At 74.7% G+C, this 18,991-nt stretch carries 15 protein-coding genes; 7 read left to right on the top strand and 8 right to left on the bottom strand.

Features of this window, described 5'->3' with window-relative positions; all coding sequences use genetic code 11:
- Positions 1–97: 97 nt before the first annotated feature.
- From BLS67_RS13505 to BLS67_RS13485, 5 genes are all read right to left on the bottom strand, one after another.
- Positions 98–1,051, bottom strand: coding sequence for a transglutaminase family protein (locus BLS67_RS13505; protein ID WP_242654067.1), 954 nt, complete (start codon positions 1,049–1,051; stop codon positions 98–100).
- A gap of 5 nt (positions 1,052–1,056) precedes the next feature.
- Complete coding sequence (locus tag BLS67_RS13500) at positions 1,057–2,007, bottom strand: alpha-E domain-containing protein (RefSeq protein ID WP_091245989.1); 951 nt, start codon at positions 2,005–2,007, stop codon at positions 1,057–1,059.
- On the bottom strand, positions 2,001–3,632 hold the full coding sequence (locus BLS67_RS13495) for a circularly permuted type 2 ATP-grasp protein (RefSeq protein ID WP_091245986.1): 1,632 nt from the start codon (positions 3,630–3,632) through the stop codon (positions 2,001–2,003). Before BLS67_RS13495 ends, BLS67_RS13500 begins: the two co-directional genes overlap by 7 nt.
- Positions 3,633–3,691: 59 nt before the next feature.
- Positions 3,692–5,326 (bottom strand): VWA domain-containing protein, encoded by a 1,635-nt coding sequence (locus BLS67_RS13490; protein WP_091245984.1) that lies wholly within the window; start codon positions 5,324–5,326, stop codon positions 3,692–3,694.
- Positions 5,327–5,476: 150 nt separating this feature from the next.
- A complete protein-coding gene (locus BLS67_RS13485; protein WP_242654066.1) occupies positions 5,477–6,517 on the bottom strand; it encodes a LacI family DNA-binding transcriptional regulator in 1,041 nt (346 codons plus the stop codon).
- A 188-nt stretch (positions 6,518–6,705) separates the two neighbouring features.
- Between BLS67_RS13485 and BLS67_RS13480 the strand changes: the two genes are divergently transcribed.
- The 7 genes from BLS67_RS13480 (at position 6,706) to BLS67_RS13450 (ending at position 14,006) form a co-directional block, all read left to right on the top strand.
- Entirely contained in the window at positions 6,706–8,013 is a 1,308-nt protein-coding gene (locus BLS67_RS13480; RefSeq protein WP_091245981.1) for an ABC transporter substrate-binding protein, read from the top strand.
- A 74-nt stretch (positions 8,014–8,087) separates the two neighbouring features.
- Complete coding sequence (locus BLS67_RS13475) at positions 8,088–9,089, top strand: carbohydrate ABC transporter permease (RefSeq protein ID WP_242654065.1); 1,002 nt, start codon at positions 8,088–8,090, stop codon at positions 9,087–9,089.
- A complete protein-coding gene (locus BLS67_RS13470) occupies positions 9,086–9,952 on the top strand; it encodes a carbohydrate ABC transporter permease (RefSeq protein ID WP_091245978.1) in 867 nt (288 codons plus the stop codon). The genes BLS67_RS13475 and BLS67_RS13470 overlap by 4 nt, the downstream gene beginning before the upstream one ends.
- Before the next feature lie 27 nt (positions 9,953–9,979).
- The gene (locus tag BLS67_RS13465; protein WP_091245975.1) at positions 9,980–11,368 is read left to right on the top strand and encodes a GH1 family beta-glucosidase; all 1,389 of its coding nucleotides are present in this window, start codon (positions 9,980–9,982) and stop codon (positions 11,366–11,368) included.
- Between the two features lie 31 nt (positions 11,369–11,399).
- Positions 11,400–12,020, top strand: coding sequence for a TMEM175 family protein (locus BLS67_RS13460; RefSeq protein WP_091246402.1), 621 nt, complete (start codon positions 11,400–11,402; stop codon positions 12,018–12,020).
- Positions 12,021–12,063: 43 nt separating this feature from the next.
- Positions 12,064–13,041, top strand: a complete 978-nt coding sequence (locus BLS67_RS13455; RefSeq protein ID WP_091245972.1) for a pirin family protein — start codon at positions 12,064–12,066, stop codon at positions 13,039–13,041.
- Positions 13,038–14,006 carry a pirin family protein gene (locus BLS67_RS13450; RefSeq protein WP_091245969.1) on the top strand — a complete coding sequence of 323 codons (969 nt, stop codon included), beginning with the start codon at positions 13,038–13,040 and terminating at the stop codon, positions 14,004–14,006. Before BLS67_RS13455 ends, BLS67_RS13450 begins: the two co-directional genes overlap by 4 nt.
- Positions 14,007–14,055: 49 nt before the next feature.
- Here BLS67_RS13450 and BLS67_RS13445 read toward each other — a convergent pair whose 3' ends face one another.
- From BLS67_RS13445 to BLS67_RS13435, 3 genes are read right to left on the bottom strand one after another with little or no spacing between them, the layout of a single operon-like run.
- Positions 14,056–16,068 carry a TPM domain-containing protein gene (locus BLS67_RS13445; protein ID WP_091245965.1) on the bottom strand — a complete coding sequence of 671 codons (2,013 nt, stop codon included), beginning with the start codon at positions 16,066–16,068 and terminating at the stop codon, positions 14,056–14,058.
- 17 nt (positions 16,069–16,085) lie between these two features.
- The gene (locus BLS67_RS13440) at positions 16,086–18,026 is read right to left on the bottom strand and encodes a TPM domain-containing protein (RefSeq protein WP_165617582.1); all 1,941 of its coding nucleotides are present in this window, start codon (positions 18,024–18,026) and stop codon (positions 16,086–16,088) included.
- A 47-nt stretch (positions 18,027–18,073) separates the two neighbouring features.
- A complete protein-coding gene (locus BLS67_RS13435; protein WP_091245958.1) occupies positions 18,074–18,838 on the bottom strand; it encodes a VOC family protein in 765 nt (254 codons plus the stop codon).
- Positions 18,839–18,991 lie beyond the last annotated feature (153 nt).

Genomic DNA, 18,991 nt, shown 5'->3' with positions numbered 1-18,991 from the left:
CCGGGAGCAGCCTCCCCCGCCGGAGGACCGCCCGAGGGGACGACGACCACCAAGAGTTCGTGCCGTGGTTGTGCACTCCCTGTGGTTGGTCACTGCATCAGGCCAGGCGGGTGACCTCCACGACGACGGAGTGACCCTCGCTGCGCGGGCCGGAGAAGATGCCCTTCAGCGGGGGGACGTCCTTGTAGTCGCGGCCGCGCCCCAGGGTCACGTGCCGGGTGCCGATCTCGACGACGTTCGTGGGGTCGTAGCCGGTCCAGGAGCCGTCCCACCACTCGACCCAGGCGTGGCTCTCGCCGCGCACCGCCTCGCCGATCGGGGCGCCGGGCTTGGGGTGCAGGTAGCCCGAGACGTAGCGGGCCGGGATGCCCAGCGCGCGCAGCAGCCCCACCGACACGTGCGCCATGTCCTGGCAGACGCCCTTGCCCGAGGTCCAGGCCTGCATGGCGTTGGTCTTCACGTTCGTCGAGCCGGACAGGTACTGCATGTGGTCGTGCACGAAGCGGCTGATGCGGTGGCCGGCCTCGCGCGGGTCGGCGTCGCCGACGACGTCACGGGCGGCCCGGACGACGGGGGCGTCCATGGCGGTCAACCGGGTCGGGCGCAGCATCTCGCCGAACCGGTCGACGACGTCGGCGTCGCCGAGTGCCTCCCAGCTCACGACCGCGGCCTGCTCGGGCTCGGGCCCGGCCTCGACCACCGACGTGGCGACGACGGCGAGCTCGCGGTGCGGGCCGTGCAGGTCGAACGCGGTGACCGTGGAGCCCCAGTAGTCGCGGTAGGCGTGCATGGTCGCGGCCGGCTCGACCTCGACCCGGGAGCGCAGGGTGGTCTGCCGGGTGGTGTTCTCCGGCGTCATGCGCGCCTCGTTGTAGGAGCTGCGCACCGGGCCGGCGTAGGAGAACTTCGTGCGGTGCACGACCTGCAACCGCCAGCGCTCGACCGACGGGGTCGCCGGCTGGGCCTGGAACTGGCCCGTCTGCGGCACCGCCGACCGGGGCATCGGGCCGGTGACCGGTTCGGGCAACCGCTGCGACTGCGACTGGGACACCGGGGTCACCCCACGCCTTCCGGGACCCACACCTGGGGTGCCTGCTCGGTGAAGAACCTGCTGGTGACGGCCTCGCTGGCCGCCGAGCACGTGCGCTGGAGCTCGTCGAGCCGGGTGGGCAGCTTGGCCAGGATCTCGTCGGTGCCCATGAACTCGAGCATCGTGCGGGCCCGGCCGACGATCCGGTGCGCCTCGCCCGAGACGCCGATGCGGTGGCCGTCGCGCACGTTCGAGCGCTCGAGCTCGGCCAGGCAGCCCTCGGCCTGCTCGAGCGCGGCGAACACCGACCGCGGGAAGAGCCGGTCCAGCAGCAGGAACTCCGCGGCCCGGCTGGAGTTCACCGCTCCGCGGTAGGTGCGCAGGTAGGGCTCGTAGGCGCCGGTCGAGCGGAGCACGAGGGTCCAGGACGGTGCGGCGTCACCGGCCAGCACCCGGGTGGAGAGCATGCGGCTGGTCATGTCGACGCGCTCGAGTGAGCGGCCGAGGATCAGGAACAGCCAGCTCTCGTCGCGGCTCATGGTGGCGTCGGCCAGGCCGAACACCATCGCCGAGCGCTCGCGGACGAACCGGTAGAGGGAGTGCGGCCCGTACCGGCGGGCCATCGTGCGCTGCTGGGGCAGGGCGTTGTGCGTGACGTTGAGCGACTCCCAGATCTCGGCCGAGAGGACCTCGCGGGCGCCGCGGGCGTTCTCGCGGGCCGCGCTCAGCGCCCCGACGATCGAGCTGGGCGCGACCCGGTCGAAGGCCAGCGTCGCGAGCACCCGCTCGGTGTCGGCCTCCTCGAGCGCGCACGGCACACCCATGAGCGCCAGCAGGTTGTGGCAGGCCCGCTGCTCGTCGATCCACGGGTCCTCGACCAACCGCTGGGTGTGCACGTCGAGGATGCGGGCGGTGTCGTCGGCCCGCTCGACGTAGCGCCCGATCCAGAACAGCGACTCCGCGATCCGGCTCAGCACCGCGCCGTCCCTCCGTCCCGCATCCCGGACACCGCGGTTCCCGGGATCTCGGCCTGTTGTTGTTGCTGCTGCTGACCCTGGGCGACCGCGTTGTCGTTGGCCGGGCCCGGGTCCTGCGCGGGGGGCTCGGCGGGCAGGTCGGCGGTGGTGAACTCGATCTGCGTGCGGTCGGGCGCCGGGGCGTTGTCGGGCCGCGGACCCGAGATCACCCAGGTGTCCTTGGACCCGCCGCCCTGGCTGCTGTTGACCACCAGCTCGCCCTCGGGGAGCGCCACCCGGGTGAGGCCGCCGGGCAGCACCCACACGTCGGTGCCGTCGTTGACCGCGAACGGCCGCAGGTCGACGTGCCGCGGGGCGATCCGGCCGTCGATCAGGGTCGGGGACGTCGAGAGCCCGATCGGCTTCTGCGCGATCCAGTCGCGCGGGGACTGCCGCACCTTGACCGCGAGCTCGTCGAGCGTGCGCTCGTCGGCCCGCGGACCGATCACGATGCCCTTGCCGCCCGAGCCGTCGACCGGCTTGAGCACCAGGGAGTCCAGGTTGGCGAGCACCCACTCGGTGGCGTCGACGTCGTCCAGGCGGTAGGTGTCGGCGTTGGCCAGCACCGGCTCCTCGTCCAGGTAGTAGCGGATGAGGTCGGGCACCCACGTGTAGATGAGCTTGTCGTCGGCGACGCCGTTGCCCACCGCGTTGGCGATGGTGACCCGGCCGGCGCGGGCGGCGTTGAGCACGCCGGCGCAGCCGATCACGGAGTCGGAGCGGAAGTGCACCGGGTCGAGGAACTCGTCGTCGATGCGCCGGTAGATCACGTCGACCCGCTGCTGGCCGTCCGTCGTCCGCATGCTCACCTGGCCGCCCGAGCACACGAGGTCGCGGCCCTCGACCAGCTCGACGCCCATCTGGCGGGCCAGCAGGGCGTGCTCGAAGTAGGCCGAGTTGTAGACGCCCGGGGTGAGGACGACGACCGTCGGGTCGGCGACCGCGGACGGCGCGGAGGCCTTCAGCGCGGCGAGCAGCTTCGACGGGTAGTCGGCGACCGGCTGGATCCGGTGGTCGCCGAACAGCTCGGGCAGCACCTGGCTCATCGCCGCCCGGTTGGTGATCACGTAGCTGACCCCGGACGGGCTGCGCAGGTTGTCCTCGAGCACCCGGAAGTCGCCGGCCTCGTCGCGCACCAGGTCGATGCCGCTGACGTGCACCCGCACGCCGTTGGGCGGCACCAGGCCGTGGGCAGCCCGGTGGAAGTGCGCGCTGGTGGTGATCACGCTGCGCGGCACGACGCGGTCGGCGAACACCTGGCCGGCGCCGTAGACGTCGGCCAGGAAGGCCTCGAGCGCGTGCACCCGCTGGGCGACGCCGCGCTCGATGTGCGCCCACTCGTCGGCGCCGATCACCCGCGGGACGATGTCCAGCGGGAAGGGCTGCTCCTCACCCGCGTGCGCGAAGGTCACCCCGGCATCGCGGTAGGTCTGGCTCAGCACGTCGGCGCGGGCGGCCAGCTCCTCGCCCGACATGGGTTGCAGGGAGCCGAAGAGCCCGGCGTACGGCGGCCGTGGTTGGGCCGGCGCGCCGAACATCTCGTCCCACTGCTCCCCGAGGGGGTAGCCGTCGAAGAGGTCCGCCATGCGCAGAACCTAGTTCGGCCCGGTGAACGGCGCGTTTCGGCGCGCGGCGACGGCGTCGGTCAGCGGCCGCGGAGCGCCTCGAGCAGCACGGTCTGCAGGTCCCCGCGGTCCACGGCTGCGTAGGCCGCTCCGCCGGTGGCCGTCGCGATCCGCTCGAGCGCGTCCTGGTCGGCGTCGGGCCCGATGCCGACGGCCACCACCCGCACCGGGCGGGCCGGGTCCGCCTCGGCGGCGAGGGTGTCCAGCAGCTCCTGCTCGCCGGTGCCGGAGGCGCCGTCGGTGACGAGGACGACGGTGGTGACCGCCGCCGGGTCCGCCCCGTCCCGGGCGGCGCGCACGGCGGCCAGCACGGTGTCGTCCAGGCCGGTGCCACCGGTGGTGGGCAGGTCGGGCAGCTCGGCGAACCGCTCGGCCAGGAGCTCGCGCTGGCTGCGCCCGCCGACCTGGGTGCCCAACGGCCGCAGCGGGACGAGCTCGCGCCCGGCCCGGTCGTCCTCCGGCCCGGCGGCGACGACCCACAACCCCCCGGCCGCGCGGTCGGGCAGCACGGCCAGGACCGTGGTCAGCGCGTCGCGGGCCAGCGTGGCGCGGGTGCCGTCGCCGACCGGGGCACCCATGGAGGTGCTGGTGTCGACCACGGCGAGCCACCGGCTCCGGGCCGCGAGCTCGGCGACGCGGGCGGGCACCGCGGCCACGAGGTCGGCGTCCAGCTCCCAGGACCGCGGCCCGGCGGCGCCGTCCCCGGCCCGGCCGGTGGTGTCCCGCCAGCCCGCCGCCCGCACGGCGGCACCGTCGGACGCGGTGGCCGCCAGCAGGTCGACCACCGCGTCCACGGCGACGTCGTCGCGGCCGGCCGCCGTGCGCACGACCGGGACCGACAGCACGGGGGTGCCCTCGACGGGCACGACCACGGCCAGCTGGCCCGCCCCGCCGGGCGACGCCGCGGCGATCTGCTGCTCGGTGGCCACCACGACCGGCGCACCCGGGTCACCGGCGACGGCCGCGGCGAGCGCCTGGTCGGTGCTGGAACCGGGGCGGCCGGCGTCCAGCACCGCCCGGGCGACGGCGGCGTCCCCCGGCTCCCCCGGGCCGGCGCTGGTCTGCAGGGCGGCCAGGGTGAGCACACCGGCGGCCGTGGCCGTCGGGTCGGGGAGCACGGCCCCCACGGACAGCAGCGCGTCGGACCAGGTCGGGGGCGTCGTGGACCAGCCGAGGCCGTCGGCCACCGCCCGGCTCGTGGCCAGCACGAGGGCGGTGCGGGCGAGCTCGGGGGCGGCCGGGTCGACCGTCGTCCCCGCCCGGGTGACCCAGGAGACGTCGTCGGGCACCCAGACCTGCACCGGGTCCACCGGATCGCCGCCGATCAGGGCACCCAGCGTCTGCAGCGGCGGCTCGGTGCGCACCTCGGCCACCGCGCACCGGTCGTCGTCCAGCGGGATCGGCCCGCTCAGCGCCTCGCGGACCAGCCCCCCGACCGCCGGGTCCACCGCCACCCGCACCGCGACGTCCACCCGGCACCCCGCGCTGACGGCGCCCGCGGGTGCGGCGCCCGCCGGTGCGGCGTCCGACGTCCGGGTCACCACCCAGGTCACCGCACCCAGGACCACGAGGGCGGCCAGCCCGACGGCCACCACCGGCCCGCGACGACGGCCGGTGGCCGGTCGCGCGGTGCGGGCGGGGGTGTGGCGGCCCATGGGGACCTCTCCTGCGTGCGAGGCCGCAGCGGCGACCCGGGTGCGGGCACCGTAAGCGGGAACGCCAGGAGCCGGAACCCGCCCGGACGGGCGAACGTGCCGGTCAGGCGGGTGTCGCGACGTCGCGTCACGCCGCGGGCACCGTGCGGGTCAGGCCGAGGCGCGCCGGACCAGCCGGGTCGGGCAGGTGCGGGTCTCCGCCGGCGCGGCGCGGCCGTCGATCTGGCGGCCGAGCAGCTCGACCAGCTCGGTGGTCATGACGTCCAGCGGCTGGGCCACCGTGGTCAGCGGCGGGTCGCACACGCGCGCGACGTCGGCGTCGTCGAAGCCCACGACGGCGACGTCCTCGGGGACCCGCCGGCCGGCTGCCCGCAGCGCCCGCAGCGCGCCGACGGCCATCGGGTCGGAGGCGACGAAGACGGCGTCGAGGTCGGGGGCCTGGTCCAGCAGCCGGGCCATCGCGGCCTCGCCGCCGGCCTCGGTGAAGTCGCCGTGCGCGACCAGCGCCGGGTCGGGACGGCGGCCGGCGTCGGTGGTGGCCCGCAGCCAGCCGGCGTGCCGGTCGACCCCGGCGATCATGTCCATCGGCCCGGTCAGCACGGCGACCCGGGCACGACCCAGCCCGATCAGGTGCTCGGTGGCCACCTGCGCACCGCCCTGGTTGTCGGCGTCGACGTAGGCCACCGACCGGCCGTCGTAGGGCCGACCGCACAGCACCAGGGGGACCCCGGCGTCGCTCAGGATGTCGGGCAGCAGGTCCTCGCTGTGCAGGGACATGAGGACGACGCCGTCGACGTGGCCCTGCCGCGCGTAGCGGGCGATCTTCTGCTGCTCGCGGGCGTCGCGCGCGGTGAGCAGCACCAGCGTCAGGTCGGTCTCGGCGAGGGCCGCCGACACCCCGTGCACGATGCTGGCGAAGAACGGGTCGGAGAAGACCTGGCTGTTGGGCTCGGACAGCACGAGCGCGATGGTGTCGGTGCGCCGGGTGACCAGGCTGCGGGCCATGCGGTTGGGCACGTAGCGCAGCTGGGCGATGGCCGCCTGCACCGCCTCGCGGGCCTCGGGGCTGACCTTCGGGGACTCGTTGACCACCCGCGACACCGTGGCCCGGGACACCCCGGCGAGCACCGCCACCTCGTCGAGGGTCGGCGGCCCCGTCACCGGGGGGTGCGCCGTCAGGTCGGTGGTCACGGGGCCATGGTGCGGCACCGGGGCCGGTCTGGGAAGGGTTCGTGGGAGCGCTTCCACGAATTCCTCCCAGGTGCTTGACAGCCTGCTGTGACGGCAGCCACTCTCCTCCACGCAGGCCGTGAGAGCGTTCTCACAGCCCCGCCGGAGGGCATCGGCGCACCGACCCGGCGGCTATCTCGGAGGTTCACATGTTGGTATCCCGGCGGGCCCGGGCGGCTGCTGCCGCAGCCGTGTCCCTGGCCCTGCTCACCTCTGCCTGCGGCGGCGGCGACAGCGGCGACGACGACGGCCAGATCACCCTGACCATGGGGCTCTACGGCACCTTCGGCTACGAGGAGGCGGGCCTGTACGAGGAGTACATGGACCTGCACCCCGAGATCACCATCGAGCAGTCCGTGGTCGCGCAGTCCGGGCCGTACTACCAGGCGCTGCAGACCCGGCTGGCCGCCGGCTCGGGCATGGCCGACGTCCAGGGCCTCGAGATCGGCTTCGTGTCCGACGTCGTGGAGAACCACGCCGACGCCTTCGTCGACTTCGCGGCCGAGGACGACGCCGCGGACCTCGAGAGCACCTTCTACGACTGGAAGTGGGACCAGGCGAGCACCACCGACGGCCGGACCATCGGCCTCGGCACGGACGCCGGCCCGCAGGCCATGTGCTATCGCCAGGACCTCTTCGCCGAGGCCGGGCTGCCCACCGACCCGGCCGCGGTCAGCGCGCTGTGGCCCACGTGGGACGACTACCTGGCCACCGGTGAGCAGTACCTGGCCTCGCCCACCCGGCAGGACGGCAGCGCCTTCGTCGACAGCCCCAACAGCGTCTTCGCCCCCGCTGTCCGGCAGGGCGAGGTCACCTACGCCGACGAGGACGGCAACCCCGTGGTCGAGGACAGCGACGGCGTGCAGACGGCGTGGGGGCTGGCCAGCCAGGCCGCCGGCGACGGGTTGACCGCCGAGCTCGCCCAGTTCGGCGACGAGTGGAACGCCGCGTTCGCCAACGGCGCGTTCGCCACCATCGCCTGCCCCTCCTGGATGCTCGACTACATCACCTCCCAGCTGGGCGACGAGGGCGCCGGGCTGTGGAACATCGCGACCCTGCCGGGCCAGTCGGAGGCCGGCAGCACCTGGGGCGGCTCCTGGCTCGGCGTGCCGAGCAGCGGCGAGCACGTCGAGGAGGCCAAGCAGCTCGTCGAGTGGCTGACCGCCCCCGAGCAGCAGGTGAAGATGTTCGTCGCGTCCGGGTTCTTCCCGTCGAGCTCGGTGGCCGCCGAGAGCCCCGAGGTCACCGGCGCGACCAGCGAGTACTTCAGCGGCGCGCCGATCGGGGAGATCTTCGGGACGGCGGCCGACGCCGTCCGGCGCACGCCGATCAGCCCGTACGACACCCAGATCCAGGACGCCTTCTCGCAGGCCCTGACCACGGTGGCCGACGGCAGCCGCAGCCCCGACCAGGCCTACGACGACGCCCTGGCGGCGATCGAGCAGGTCACCGGCTGACCGCCGCGGCGCCCGGGGGCCACTCCCCCGGGCGCCGCGTGCCGCCGTCCCCGCCGACCCCGCCTGGAGCCCTCGTGACCATCGCCGACAACCTACCCCGGACCCTCCCCGTGCGCACCGCACCCGCCGTCACCGACCCGCCGTCCGCCGTCCGGCCGCCCCGCCGGCGCGGCCCCTCCCTGTCGCGCAACCGGTGGGGGTACGCCTACGTCGCCCCCTTCTTCCTGGTCTTCGGGGCCTTCAGCCTCTTCCCGTTCCTGTTCACCGCGTGGGTCTCGCTGCACGACGCCCGACTGTCGGACATCAGCGGGGGCACCTTCGTCGGGCTGGACAACTACGTCGCGCTGCTGGGCAACGACTTCTTCTGGAACGCGCTGCGCAACACGATCACCATCGGGCTGCTCGCGACGGTCCCCCAGCTGGGCCTGGCCCTGGGCCTGGCGCACCTGCTGCACTACAAGCTGCGCGGCCGCACCTTCTTCCGCACGGTGATGCTGATGCCCTACGCCACCAGCATCGCCGCGGCCACGCTGGTCTTCGCCACCCTCTTCGGCCGCGACTACGGGATCATCAACACCGGCCTGGAGGCCGTGGGCCTGGACCGCGTCGACTGGGAGTCGGGCACCCTGTCCAGCCAGGTCGCCATCGCGGTGATCGTCACCTGGCGCTGGACGGGCTACAACGCGCTGATCTACCTGGCCGCCATGCAGTCCATCCCCGGCGAGCTGTACGAGGCCGCCGAGATGGACGGCGCCAACCGCTGGCGGCAGTTCGTCCACATCACGATCCCGTCGCTGCGGCCCACGATCCTGTTCACCGTCGTCGTCTCGACGATCGGGGCGGTCCAGCTGTTCGGCGAGCCGCTGCTGTTCGGCGGCAACGGGTCGACCACCGGCGGCGGGCGCAACCAGTACCAGACCCTGGGGCTGCTGATGTACCAGCAGGGCTGGACCAACTTCAACATCGGCCAGGCCGCCACGACGGCGTGGGCCATGTTCCTGATCATCCTGCTGGTGGTGGGGACGGCCTTCCTGGTCGGCCGTTCCCGCACCCGCCGCGAGGGGGCCCGTCGATGACCGCCGTCCTGCCCCGCCCGACCCTCCGTCGTCCGCGTCGGGCCCGTGCCGGGCGCGCCGGGCCGATCACGTACACGCTGGTGGTGCTGTCGGCCCTGGTGTCGGTGTTCCCGCTGTACTGGACGCTGGTCGCCGGGTCGCACACCAACGCCGACATCGCAGCCACCCCGCCGCCCTTCCTGCCGAACGCGACCTTCTTCGAGAACGTCTCGGCGGCGCTGGACCAGGCGCCCCTGGGGCTGGCGATCCTCAACTCGGTGGTCGTGGCCGGGAGCATCACGGTGGGCACGGTGCTGTTCTGCACGCTGGCCGGGTTCGCCTTCGCCAAGCTGCGCTTCCGCGGCAGCGGCCCGCTGCTGGGGCTGGTGGTGGGCACGATGATGGTGCCCACCCAGCTTGCGGTGATCCCGCTGTTCATGATGATCGCCCAGCTCCAGTGGGTCGACACGCTGCAGGCGGTCATCCTGCCCACGCTGGTCAGCGCGTTCGGCGTCTTCTTCATGCGCCAGTACCTGATCACCGCGCTGCCCGACGAGCTGCTCGAGGCCGGCCGGGTCGACGGCGCCTCGACGCACCGCATCTTCTTCTCCATCGTGCTGCCCGTGGCCCGCCCGGCCATGGCGGTGCTGGCCATGCTCACGTTCCTCACCGCCTGGAACGAGTTCTTCTGGCCGATCATCGCGCTCACCGCGGCCAACCCCACCGTGCAGGTCGCGATCGCCAACCTGGGCTCGGGCTACGTGCCCCAGCGCGCGGTGATCATGGCCGGCACCCTGCTCGGCACGCTGCCCGTCCTGGCCGTGTTCGCCGTCCTCGGCAAGCAGATCGTCGGCGGCATCATGTCCGGCGCCGTCAAGGGCTGACCCCTCCCACCCGAAAGGCACCTCCCCGTGACGAGCACCGACACCCGCCCGCAGACCGGCACCGACCTGGCGTTCCCGCCCGGTTTCGTGTTCGGCGCGGCCACCGCCGCCTACCAGATCGAGGGGGCCGTCGACGTCGACGGCCGCGGCCCCTCCATCTGGGACATCTTCAGCCACACCCCCGGCCGCACCCACCTCGGGCACACCGGCGACGTCGCCGTCGAGCACCACGCGCGCTACCGCGAGGACGTCGCCCTGATGCGCGAGCTGGGCCTGTCGGCCTACCGGTTCTCCGTCTCCTGGTCCCGGGTGCTGCCCGAGGGCACCGGGCGGGTGGAGCAGCGCGGGCTGGACTTCTACCGCCGGCTGGTCGACGAGCTGCTCGGCGCAGGCGTCGACCCGTGGCTGACGATGTACCACTGGGACCTGCCGCAGGCCCTGCAGGACCGCGGCGGCTGGGCCGACCGGGACACCGCGCACCGGTTCGCCGAGTACGCCGACGTGCTGCACGGCGCGCTGGGCGACCGGGTCACGCACTGGTCCACGCTGAACGAGCCGATGTGCAGCGCGCTGCTGGGCCACCTGTCCGGCCAGCACGCCCCGGGCCTGCAGGACCCGGTCGCCGCCGCGCGGGCCACCCACCACCTGCTGCTCGCGCACGGCCTGGGCACCCGGGTGCTGCGCGACCGCGGTGCGACCTCGCTGGGCCTGACGCTGAACTTCACCCCGATGACGCCGGCCACCGACTCCCCCGCCGACGTCGACGCGGCCCGCCGCTGCGACGGCCAGCAGAACCGGATGTTCCTGCTGCCGGCGGTGACCGGCGCCTACCCGGCCGACGTCGTCGCGGACCTGGCGGCGGCCGGCGCCCCGCTCCCGGTCGAGGACGGCGACCTCGAGGTGATCGCCGCGCCGCTGGACTGGCTGGGCGTGAACTACTACTTCAGCTCGGTCGTGCGCGACACCGGCGCACCCACCGGGACGGCGTCGTCCTTCATCGGCGCCGGCTGCATCGAGGACGTCGACCCGGTGGGCCCGACGACGACGATGGGCTGGGGCATCGACGCGCCGGCGTTCACCTCGCTGCTGACCTGGATCGGGTCGGTCGCGCCCGGGCTGCCGCTGGTGGTCACGGAGAACGGCTCGGCCTGGCCCGACGAGGTCTCCCCCGACGGTGCCGTGCACGACCCGGAGCGGGTGGCCTACCTGCACGACCACCTGGCCGCGGTGACCGACGCGATCGCGCTCGGGGCCGACGTCCGGGGGTACTTCGCCTGGTCGCTGCTGGACAACTACGAGTGGGCCCGCGGCTACGACCAGCGCTTCGGCATCGTGCACGTCGACCACGACACCCAGGTGCGGACGCCGAAGGACAGCGCGCTGGCCTACGCCGAGGTGCTGCGCCGCCATCGTTGACGTGCGGTCGGGGGTGGGTCACGGTCTGCCGGTGACCGCCCCCCACCGCACCGAGCGCGGCCTCGACCGCTTCGCCACCTTCGTCGACGCCGTGGTGGCCATCGCGATCACCCTGCTCGTGCTGCCGCTGGTCGACGTCGCCACCGAGCGGGAACCCGGGCAGTCCGTCGGCGAGCTGCTCGGCGACCACCTGGGCCAGTTCGGGGCCTTCGCGCTCAGCTTCGTGGTCATCGCCCGGCTGTGGCTGCTGCACCACGCGGTGTTCGAGCGGGTCGCCGCCTACGACCCGGTGGTCGTGCGCACCAGCCTGGTCTGGGTGTTCACCATCGTGGTGCTGCCGTTCCCCACCGAGCTGCTGCCGCTGGCCGACGGCGGCCGGACCGTGTTCGCCCTCTACGTCGGCGACCTGACCCTGAGCTCGCTCGCGCTGACCGTGCTGGTGCTGCACGTCGCCCGGACGCCGGCTGTGCAGCGGGCCGGGCTCGTGCCGTGGCCGAGCGCCGCCCCCTCGGTGGCCGCGACCGCGCTGTTCGCCGTCGCGCTCGTGCTGGGGTTGCTGGTGCCCGCGATCGGGTTCTGGGGTCTGCTGCTCCAGTTCGCCAGCGGTCCCGCCGTCCGCGCCTGGGAACACCGGCGGCCCCGCATGGCTTAGGGTGGGCGACAGGTAGTTGAGCACTCAACTCAAGGAGGACGCGATGCCCGCCATCACCGTCGAGGACACCACCACCCTGGCCCGGGTCCCGCTGCCCGCGCCGCGGACCGTCCGGCGCCGGGTGCGGTCGGTGACCACGGCACCGCGCGGCTTCGAGGGCGAGGGCTTCCCCGTCCGCCGGGCGTTCGCCGGGGTCGACCTGCGCGACCTGGACCCGTTCATCCACATGGACCAGATGGGCGAGGTCGAGTACGCCCCGGGTGAGCCCAAGGGCACCTCGTGGCACCCGCACCGCGGCTTCGAGACCGTCACCTACATCATCGACGGCACCTTCGAGCACGCCGACAGCCACGGCGGCGGCGGGTCGATCACCAACGGCGACACGCAGTGGATGACCGCCGGCGGCGGCGTGCTGCACATCGAGCGGCCGCCGGAGTCGCTGGTGGTCAGCGGCGGGTTGTTCCACGGCCTGCAGCTGTGGGTGAACCTGCCCAAGGCGCAGAAGTGGGTCGAGCCGCGCTACCAGGACCTGCGCGCCGACCAGTCGGTGCTGCTGGCCAGCCCCGACGCCGGGGCGTTCCTGCGGGTGATCGCCGGCGACGTCGGCGGCCACGCCGGACCGGGGACGACGTACACCCCGATGGCCATGGTGCACGCGACCGTCGCGCCCGGGGCGACGCTGGACCTGCCCTGGGACCCCTCGTTCAACGCCCTGGTCTACGTCCTGTCCGGCAACGGCCGCGTCGGCATCGACGACCACCTGGTCACCGGGGGTCAGCTGGCGGTCTTCGGGCCCGGCGACACCATCACGGTCAAGGGCGCCGAGCACCAGGACAGCCGCACCCCCTCGCTGGAGGTCGTCATCCTCGGCGGCCGGCCGATCCGCGAGCCGATCGCGATGTACGGGCCGTTCGTGATGAACACCCGGCAGGAGGTCATGGACGCCTTCACCGACCACCAGGCCGGGCGCCTCGGATCGATCCCCGCGGCGCACGCCGAGGTGCGAGGCTTCTCGGCATGAGCGACCTGGAGCCACGGCCCTCCCCGCACCTGCTCGGCGGGCTGGGGGCCGTGGCTCCCCGGCCGGCGCTGGAGCTCCTCCCGGGCAAGACGGTCACCCTGGGCGAGCGGATGCAGGTCCGTCGCCTGCTGCCCACCCTGGGACGACGCATGGTCGGCGCCTGGGCGTTCGTCGACCACTACGGCCCCGACGACATCGCGGGCACCGACGGCATGCAGGTCATCCCGCACCCGCACACCGGGCTGCAGACGGTGTCCTGGCTGCTCGAGGGCTCGGTGCACCACCGCGACTCCCTGGGCAGCGACGTGTCCTTCGCCCCCGGCGAGCTGGCGCTGATGACCGCCGGGCACGGGATCAGCCACTCCGAGCAGTCGCCGGTCGACCACCCCCGGCTGCTGCAGGGCGCGCAGCTCTGGGTCGCCCTGCCCGACGGCTCGCGGGACGTCGCCCCGGCCTTCGAGCACCACGCGACCCTGCCCGGGTTCGAGGTCGACGGCGTGACCGCGACGGTGCTCATGGGTTCGCTGGGCGGGGCCACCTCGCCCGGCACCGCCTACTCCCCGCTGGTCGGCGTCGACCTGGCGCTGGCAGCCGGCGCGGACGTCGAGATCCCGCTGGAGCCCGGCTTCGAGCACGCGGTGCTGGCGTCGTCCGGCTCGTCCGTGGTCGAGGGCGCACCCGTCGAGCACGGCTCGATGCTGTACCTGGGCACCGGCCGGTCGACCCTTCGGCTGTCGGCGCAGGCCCCCTCGCGGCTGCTGCTCCTGGGCGGGGAGCCGTTCGAGGAGCAGATCGTCATGTGGTGGAACTTCGTCGGCCGCGCCGGCGACGAGGTGGCCGGGTTCCGCGAGCAGTGGGAGGCCGGTGAACGCTTCGGCCACGTCGAGGGATTCGAGGACGGCGAACGCACGCCCGCCCCGCCGATGCCCCCGGTCCCGCTGAAGCCCCGCGGCCGGGAGCGCTAGCCGCAGCGTCCCCCCGCCGGCGTCGTGTGACCCTCGCCGACGCGGAGGGTCAGAAGCTGCCGCCGCCGCCGAAGTCGCCCCCACCGAAGTCGCCGCCGAAGTCACCGCCGCCGCCGCCGAAGCCACCCCCGAAGCCGCCGCCCAGGCCGCCGAAGAGGATGTTGCCCAGCGCAGCACCGGCGATGCCGCCGACCACCGCGTCACCCATCCCGCCACCGCGCCGTCCGTAGCCACCGCCGTAGCCGCCCTGGCCCCAGCCGTCGTCCTGGCGGTAGCGCTGGACGTCCTGCTGCGCGGTGGTCATCGCCTCCTGCGCCAGGGTCGTCGCGCGCTGGGCCTCGCGGAGGGCCGAGACCGGGTCCTTCGCCGCGGCCAGCCGGTTGGCCTCGTCGAGGTGCCGGTCGGCCTCGGCGAGCCGGGTGCGCGCCTGCGCCCCGACCGCACCGCGCCGGGTGGCGACGAAGTCGTTCGTCGCGTCGATGGTCGAGGCGGCTGCGGCCAACGCCTGCCCCAGGTGGGCCAGTGCGCGCTCCTGCTGCTGCCGGGCGTCGCGGGCCGGCTCCAGAGCGGACTCCAGCGCCTGGTCGGCGTCGTCCAGGGCCCGGGTCACCGCGAGCGGATCGGGCAGCTCGCCGTCGGTCGGCGGGCGGTCGGCGGTGACCAGCGCGGCCTCGGCGCGGGCCAGGTTCTCGCGGAGCCCGGGGGTGTCCACCCCCCGCTCGAGCAGGGCCCGCGCCTCGGCGATGTCGCGCCCTGTCTCGTCCCGCACGGCGCGGAACTGCTCGGGTGCCGCGTGCAGGTCGGTGCGCAGCTTGTCCACGGCGGACAGCAGCCGGTCGGCCTGGGCGAGCGCGTCCTCGGCTGCACGCACCGCCGGGACCGCACCCGCCGGTCGCTGGCCGGCGAGCTCCTGGTGCCCGTGCGCGATCGCCCGGCGGGCCAGCTCGACCCGCTCCCCCGCCTCGGTCACGTTGTCCGCCACGGCGGCCCAGGTCGACCGTGCGTAACGGCCCTCCAGGTCGGCGAGGACCTGGCCGGCCGGGTCCAGCCGGGCGGCCACGCGCTCGACCTCGCCGTCCAGCCGGGCCAGCTCCGCAGGGGCGTCGTCCTCGAGGTGGCGCAGCGCGCGGTGCGCCGCGGCCTGCTCGTCCAGCCGGGTGCGGGCCGACCCGGTGAGCGCGAGCAGCTCGGTGAGCATGCGGCGCTGGGTGGGCTCGTCCTCGGGGATCTCGTCGTCGAGCTCCTGCCGGATCTGGAAGGCCCGGCCCAGCTCGTCGCGGGACTCCCGCAGCGCGGCGGCCGAACCCGTGACCGTGGACTCGCCGTACTGGGCGCGGGCGTAGTCGACGTCCAGCTGGCTGGTCTTGACCGCCTCGTCGAGGGCGAGCAGCTCGCCGCTGGCCCGGTAGTGCAGGTCCTGGGTCGAGGTGCCGTGGTGCGGATCCCGCGCGGCCTCCTCGGCGGCGGCGATCTCGGCGGCGCGGGCGCGCGAGGCCTCGACGGCCTTCTTCCTCCGCCGGTTGCGGACGACGGCGTACCCGCCGGCGCCCAGGACGGCGACCCCGAGCAGACCGCCCAGCGCGTAGGTGCCGGTGTCGCTGGGCTGCAGCTCCTGGGCGAACGTCGTGGCGGCCGTGGCCCACTGCTGGTCGGCCAGCAGCGGCTCGACGTCGCTGGTGACGATGGACTGCAGATCGCTCTCGGTCCGGCCGCTGCCGTCGTTGCCGGCCAGGCTGTAGTTCCGGTCCTCGGTCGCGACGGCGAACAGCACGTCGCTGCCACCCATGCCCCGCAACTGGTAGGCGTCCTGCGCCCACTGATCGGCGGACGCGCCGTCGAAGGAGTCGACGAAGACCACGTACAGCTGCGTGCCGTCGTCGTCCTGCAGCTGGTCGAGTGCGTCGGAGACCGTGCTCTCCTCGCTGCCCGAGAGCACGTCCGCGTTGTCGGTCACCTGGGCCGTGGGTGCGAACGGCTCCTCGGCGGAGGCGACCCCGGCCCCGGTGAACGCGAGGGTGAGGCCGAGGGCGGAGCCGGCGAGCAGTCGGGACGCGAGACGCATGCCCCCAGCCTCCCAGGTCAGAAGCGGCCGCCGCCGCTGCGGCGGGCACCGCTGGACCGGCCGCCCCCCGACCGCCGGCCCGACGAGGACGACGACCGACCTGAGGACCGCCCCGAGGAGCCCCGGTAGGAGGACCCACCCGACCAGCCCCCGCCCGAGCCGCCGAAGAACCCGCCGCCCCCGGAGTAGGAGGAGCGGGACTCGCGCTCCCGGCGCGCCCGGTCGACCAGCGACACCGCCTCCTCGGCCAGCGAGCTCGCCCGGGCCGCGGACTGCGAGGACCCCGCCGGGTCGGTGGCGAAGGCGGCCTCGGCGGCGGCCAGCAGGCGCTCGGCCTCGCTGAGCCGGGTGCGCGGCGTGGTGCCGGCCCAGTCCCGCCCGCCGGCCACCGCGGCGCCGGCCGAGCTGACCGAGCTGCGCGCGGAGACCAGCGCCCGCTCGGCCCGGGCGACGGCGGCCCGGCGCTCGACGGCGGCGGTCTGCGCGGTGGCGAGGGCGGCGTCCAGCGCGTCGTCGGCCGCGTCGAGCCGGGCCAGCGCGGCGATCGGGTCCGGGGTGGGGCCGGCCATCAGCTGGTCGGCGACCCCGAGGGAGTCGCGCGCCTGGGTCACGGGCTCGGCCATGCCCGCGGCGTCGGTGGGGTCGACCCGGCCGGCGGCGACAAGCCCGGCCTCCACCTCGGCCCGGGCCGCCGGCACGGCGGCGGCCGCGGTGTTCAGCTCCTGGGCCCGGGCGGCGAGGGAGTCCAGGCTCGCCTGGGCCGCCGCGGCGGCGTCCTCGGCGGTGCGCAGCGACGGCACGGCTGGCCCGGTGCGCCCGGCCTGCAGCTCGGTCTGCGCGGCGGTCGTCGCCTGCTCGGCGGCGGCCAGCTGCTCGCGCACCCGCGCGGGGACGTCGGCCACCGGCGCCAGGGCCGAGGCGGCCCACCGGCGGCCGAGCTGGGCCAGCCGCTCCTCCTCGGCGGGCAGCCGGCCGGTCATCGCGGTGAGCCGCGGCCCCAGCCCGGCCAGCACCTGGGGCGCGTTGGCCTCGAGGTCGCGCAGCGCCGCGAACTCGGTGGCCTGGGCGTCGAGCTGGTCGTCGGCGGCCTGCAGCAGCTCCAGCACCCGGGCCAGCATGCGCCGCTGCGTCGGCTCGTCCTCGGGCACCTCGTCGTCCAGCTGCTGGCGGATCGAGAAGGCCTCGGCGAGCTGGGTGCGGGCGTTGCCCACCGTGCCGGCGAACCCGGCCACCCCGGCCTCGCCGTACTGCAGGCGGGCGAAGTCCAGGTCCAGCTGCGAGGTGCGCACGGCCTCGTCGACGGCCAGCAGGCCCTCGCTGGCCCGGTTGGTCAGCTGCTCGGTGCTCTGGTCCGGGTAGGGGCCGGCCTTGCGGATCGCCTCGGCCTCCTCGGCCGCCCGTCGCCGTCGGCGCACCACGGCGTAGCCGCCACCGCCCAGGGCCGCCACGGCCACCGCGCCGCCCAGCACGTACCAGCCGGTGTTGCTGGGGCTCAGGCCGTCGGCCATCGCGATCGCGGCGCCGGCCCAGTCCTCGTCGGCCAGGTGCGGCTCGACCTGGTCGGTCTCCAGCGACAGCTGGTCGTCGGACGACGAGATGACCGCGACGGGGATCGACGTGCCGTAGTCGCGGCTCTCCACCGCCACGGCCAGCAGGACGTCGCCGTCGCCGAACCCGGACAGCTGTGCGGTCTCGGTCGCCCAGTCCGGGCCGGACGTGCCGTCGAAGGTGTCCTCGAACACGACGAACAGCTGCAGCCCCTCGTCGGCGCGCAGCTGGTCGAGCGCGGTCTGCACCCGGGCGCGGTCGTCGGCCGACAGCACCCCGGCGTCGTCGGTGATCTGGTCGTCGAGCCGGAGCGGTTCCTGCGCGGCCGCGGGGCCGGCCAGCAGCAGCGGCCCCACCGCCAGCGCTGCGACGGCGAGGAGACGGGGCAGCACGGCACGGGGTCGCGGCATGGGCGTCATCCTGCTGCATCCCCGGCCCCGCTCGTGCCGGCCGACCCTCAGGCCGCCTCGCCCGTCGTCTGCATGAGCGAGAACGCCGCACCCTGCGGGTCGGCCACCACCGCGTACCGGCCGTACGGGGAGTCCTGCGCGGGGATCAGCACGGTGCCGCCCCGGGCGGTCACGTCGGCCACCGTGGCGTCGGTGTCGCGCACGGCGAAGCACACCCCCCACCCCTGGACCGGGGAGTCGGGTCCGGCCCCCAGCCCGCCGAGCCAGCGGTCGCCCAGCCGGAAGGTCTGGTAGGTTTCCATGCCCTCGACCGGGTCCCACGCCCAGCCGAAGACGGCCGTGTAGAACTTCCGGGCCGCCGCCGGGTCGCCCACCACCGCCTCGTTCCAGACCAGCCCGCCGTGCTCGTTGAACAGCTCGACGCCGGGATGGCTGCCGGCCTGCCAGAGCCCGAACACCACGCCGGTGGGGTCGGCGGCGACCGCCAGCGACCCGAGCGGGCCGACCTGGTCGGGACCCATGTGCACGGTGCCGCCGGCGGCCCGGACCGCATCGACCGACGCGGCGACGTCGTCGGTGGCGACGTAGGTCAGCCACGCCGTGGGCTGCCCCTCCTGCATGGTCGGGCCCAGGCCGGCCACCCGGTGGCCGTCGAGCGTCGCGCTGGAGTACCCGCCCGTCTCGGGCGGGCCCTCGGGGACGGTCCAGCCGAACACCTCGGCGTAGAAGGTGCGGGCGGCCGGCAGGTCGGTGGTGGCCAGGTCGACCCAGCAGGGCGTACCGGCTGGCCAGGGGGTGCTCCGGGTGGGCATCGTCGTCCTCCTCGTCGGGTGGGTGCAGGCACCCTCCCACCGGGGTCCGACAGGGTCCAGGTGTCGGAACGCACCGTCGTGACCCCGCTGGATGTGACTCGTCGCGGTGTCCCCGGCCCGGGACCCCGCTGGATGCCACATCCAGCCGTGGGG

Source organism: Klenkia soli, from assembly GCF_900103975.1.
In the GTDB taxonomy this organism is placed as follows: Bacteria; Actinomycetota; Actinomycetes; order Mycobacteriales; family Geodermatophilaceae; genus Klenkia; species Klenkia soli.
This window is presented reverse-complemented; position numbering and strand designations above follow the sequence as displayed.

What these genes read in the sequence shown, in the direction of transcription:
- BLS67_RS13440 (WP_165617582.1), bottom strand. Translation starts at nt 18,026, where the DNA reads ATGCCGCGACCCCGTGCCGTGCTGCCCCGTCTCCTCGCCGTCGCAGCG.
- BLS67_RS13495 (WP_091245986.1), bottom strand. Translation starts at nt 3,632, where the DNA reads ATGGCGGACCTCTTCGACGGCTACCCCCTCGGGGAGCAGTGGGACGAG.
- BLS67_RS13480 (WP_091245981.1), top strand. Translation starts at nt 6,706, where the DNA reads ATGTTGGTATCCCGGCGGGCCCGGGCGGCTGCTGCCGCAGCCGTGTCC.
- BLS67_RS13490 (WP_091245984.1), bottom strand. Translation starts at nt 5,326, where the DNA reads ATGGGCCGCCACACCCCCGCCCGCACCGCGCGACCGGCCACCGGCCGT.
- BLS67_RS13435 (WP_091245958.1), bottom strand. Translation starts at nt 18,838, where the DNA reads ATGCCCACCCGGAGCACCCCCTGGCCAGCCGGTACGCCCTGCTGGGTC.
- BLS67_RS13450 (WP_091245969.1), top strand. Translation starts at nt 13,038, where the DNA reads ATGAGCGACCTGGAGCCACGGCCCTCCCCGCACCTGCTCGGCGGGCTG.
- BLS67_RS13445 (WP_091245965.1), bottom strand. Translation starts at nt 16,068, where the DNA reads ATGCGTCTCGCGTCCCGACTGCTCGCCGGCTCCGCCCTCGGCCTCACC.
- BLS67_RS13470 (WP_091245978.1), top strand. Translation starts at nt 9,086, where the DNA reads ATGACCGCCGTCCTGCCCCGCCCGACCCTCCGTCGTCCGCGTCGGGCC.
- BLS67_RS13455 (WP_091245972.1), top strand. Translation starts at nt 12,064, where the DNA reads ATGCCCGCCATCACCGTCGAGGACACCACCACCCTGGCCCGGGTCCCG.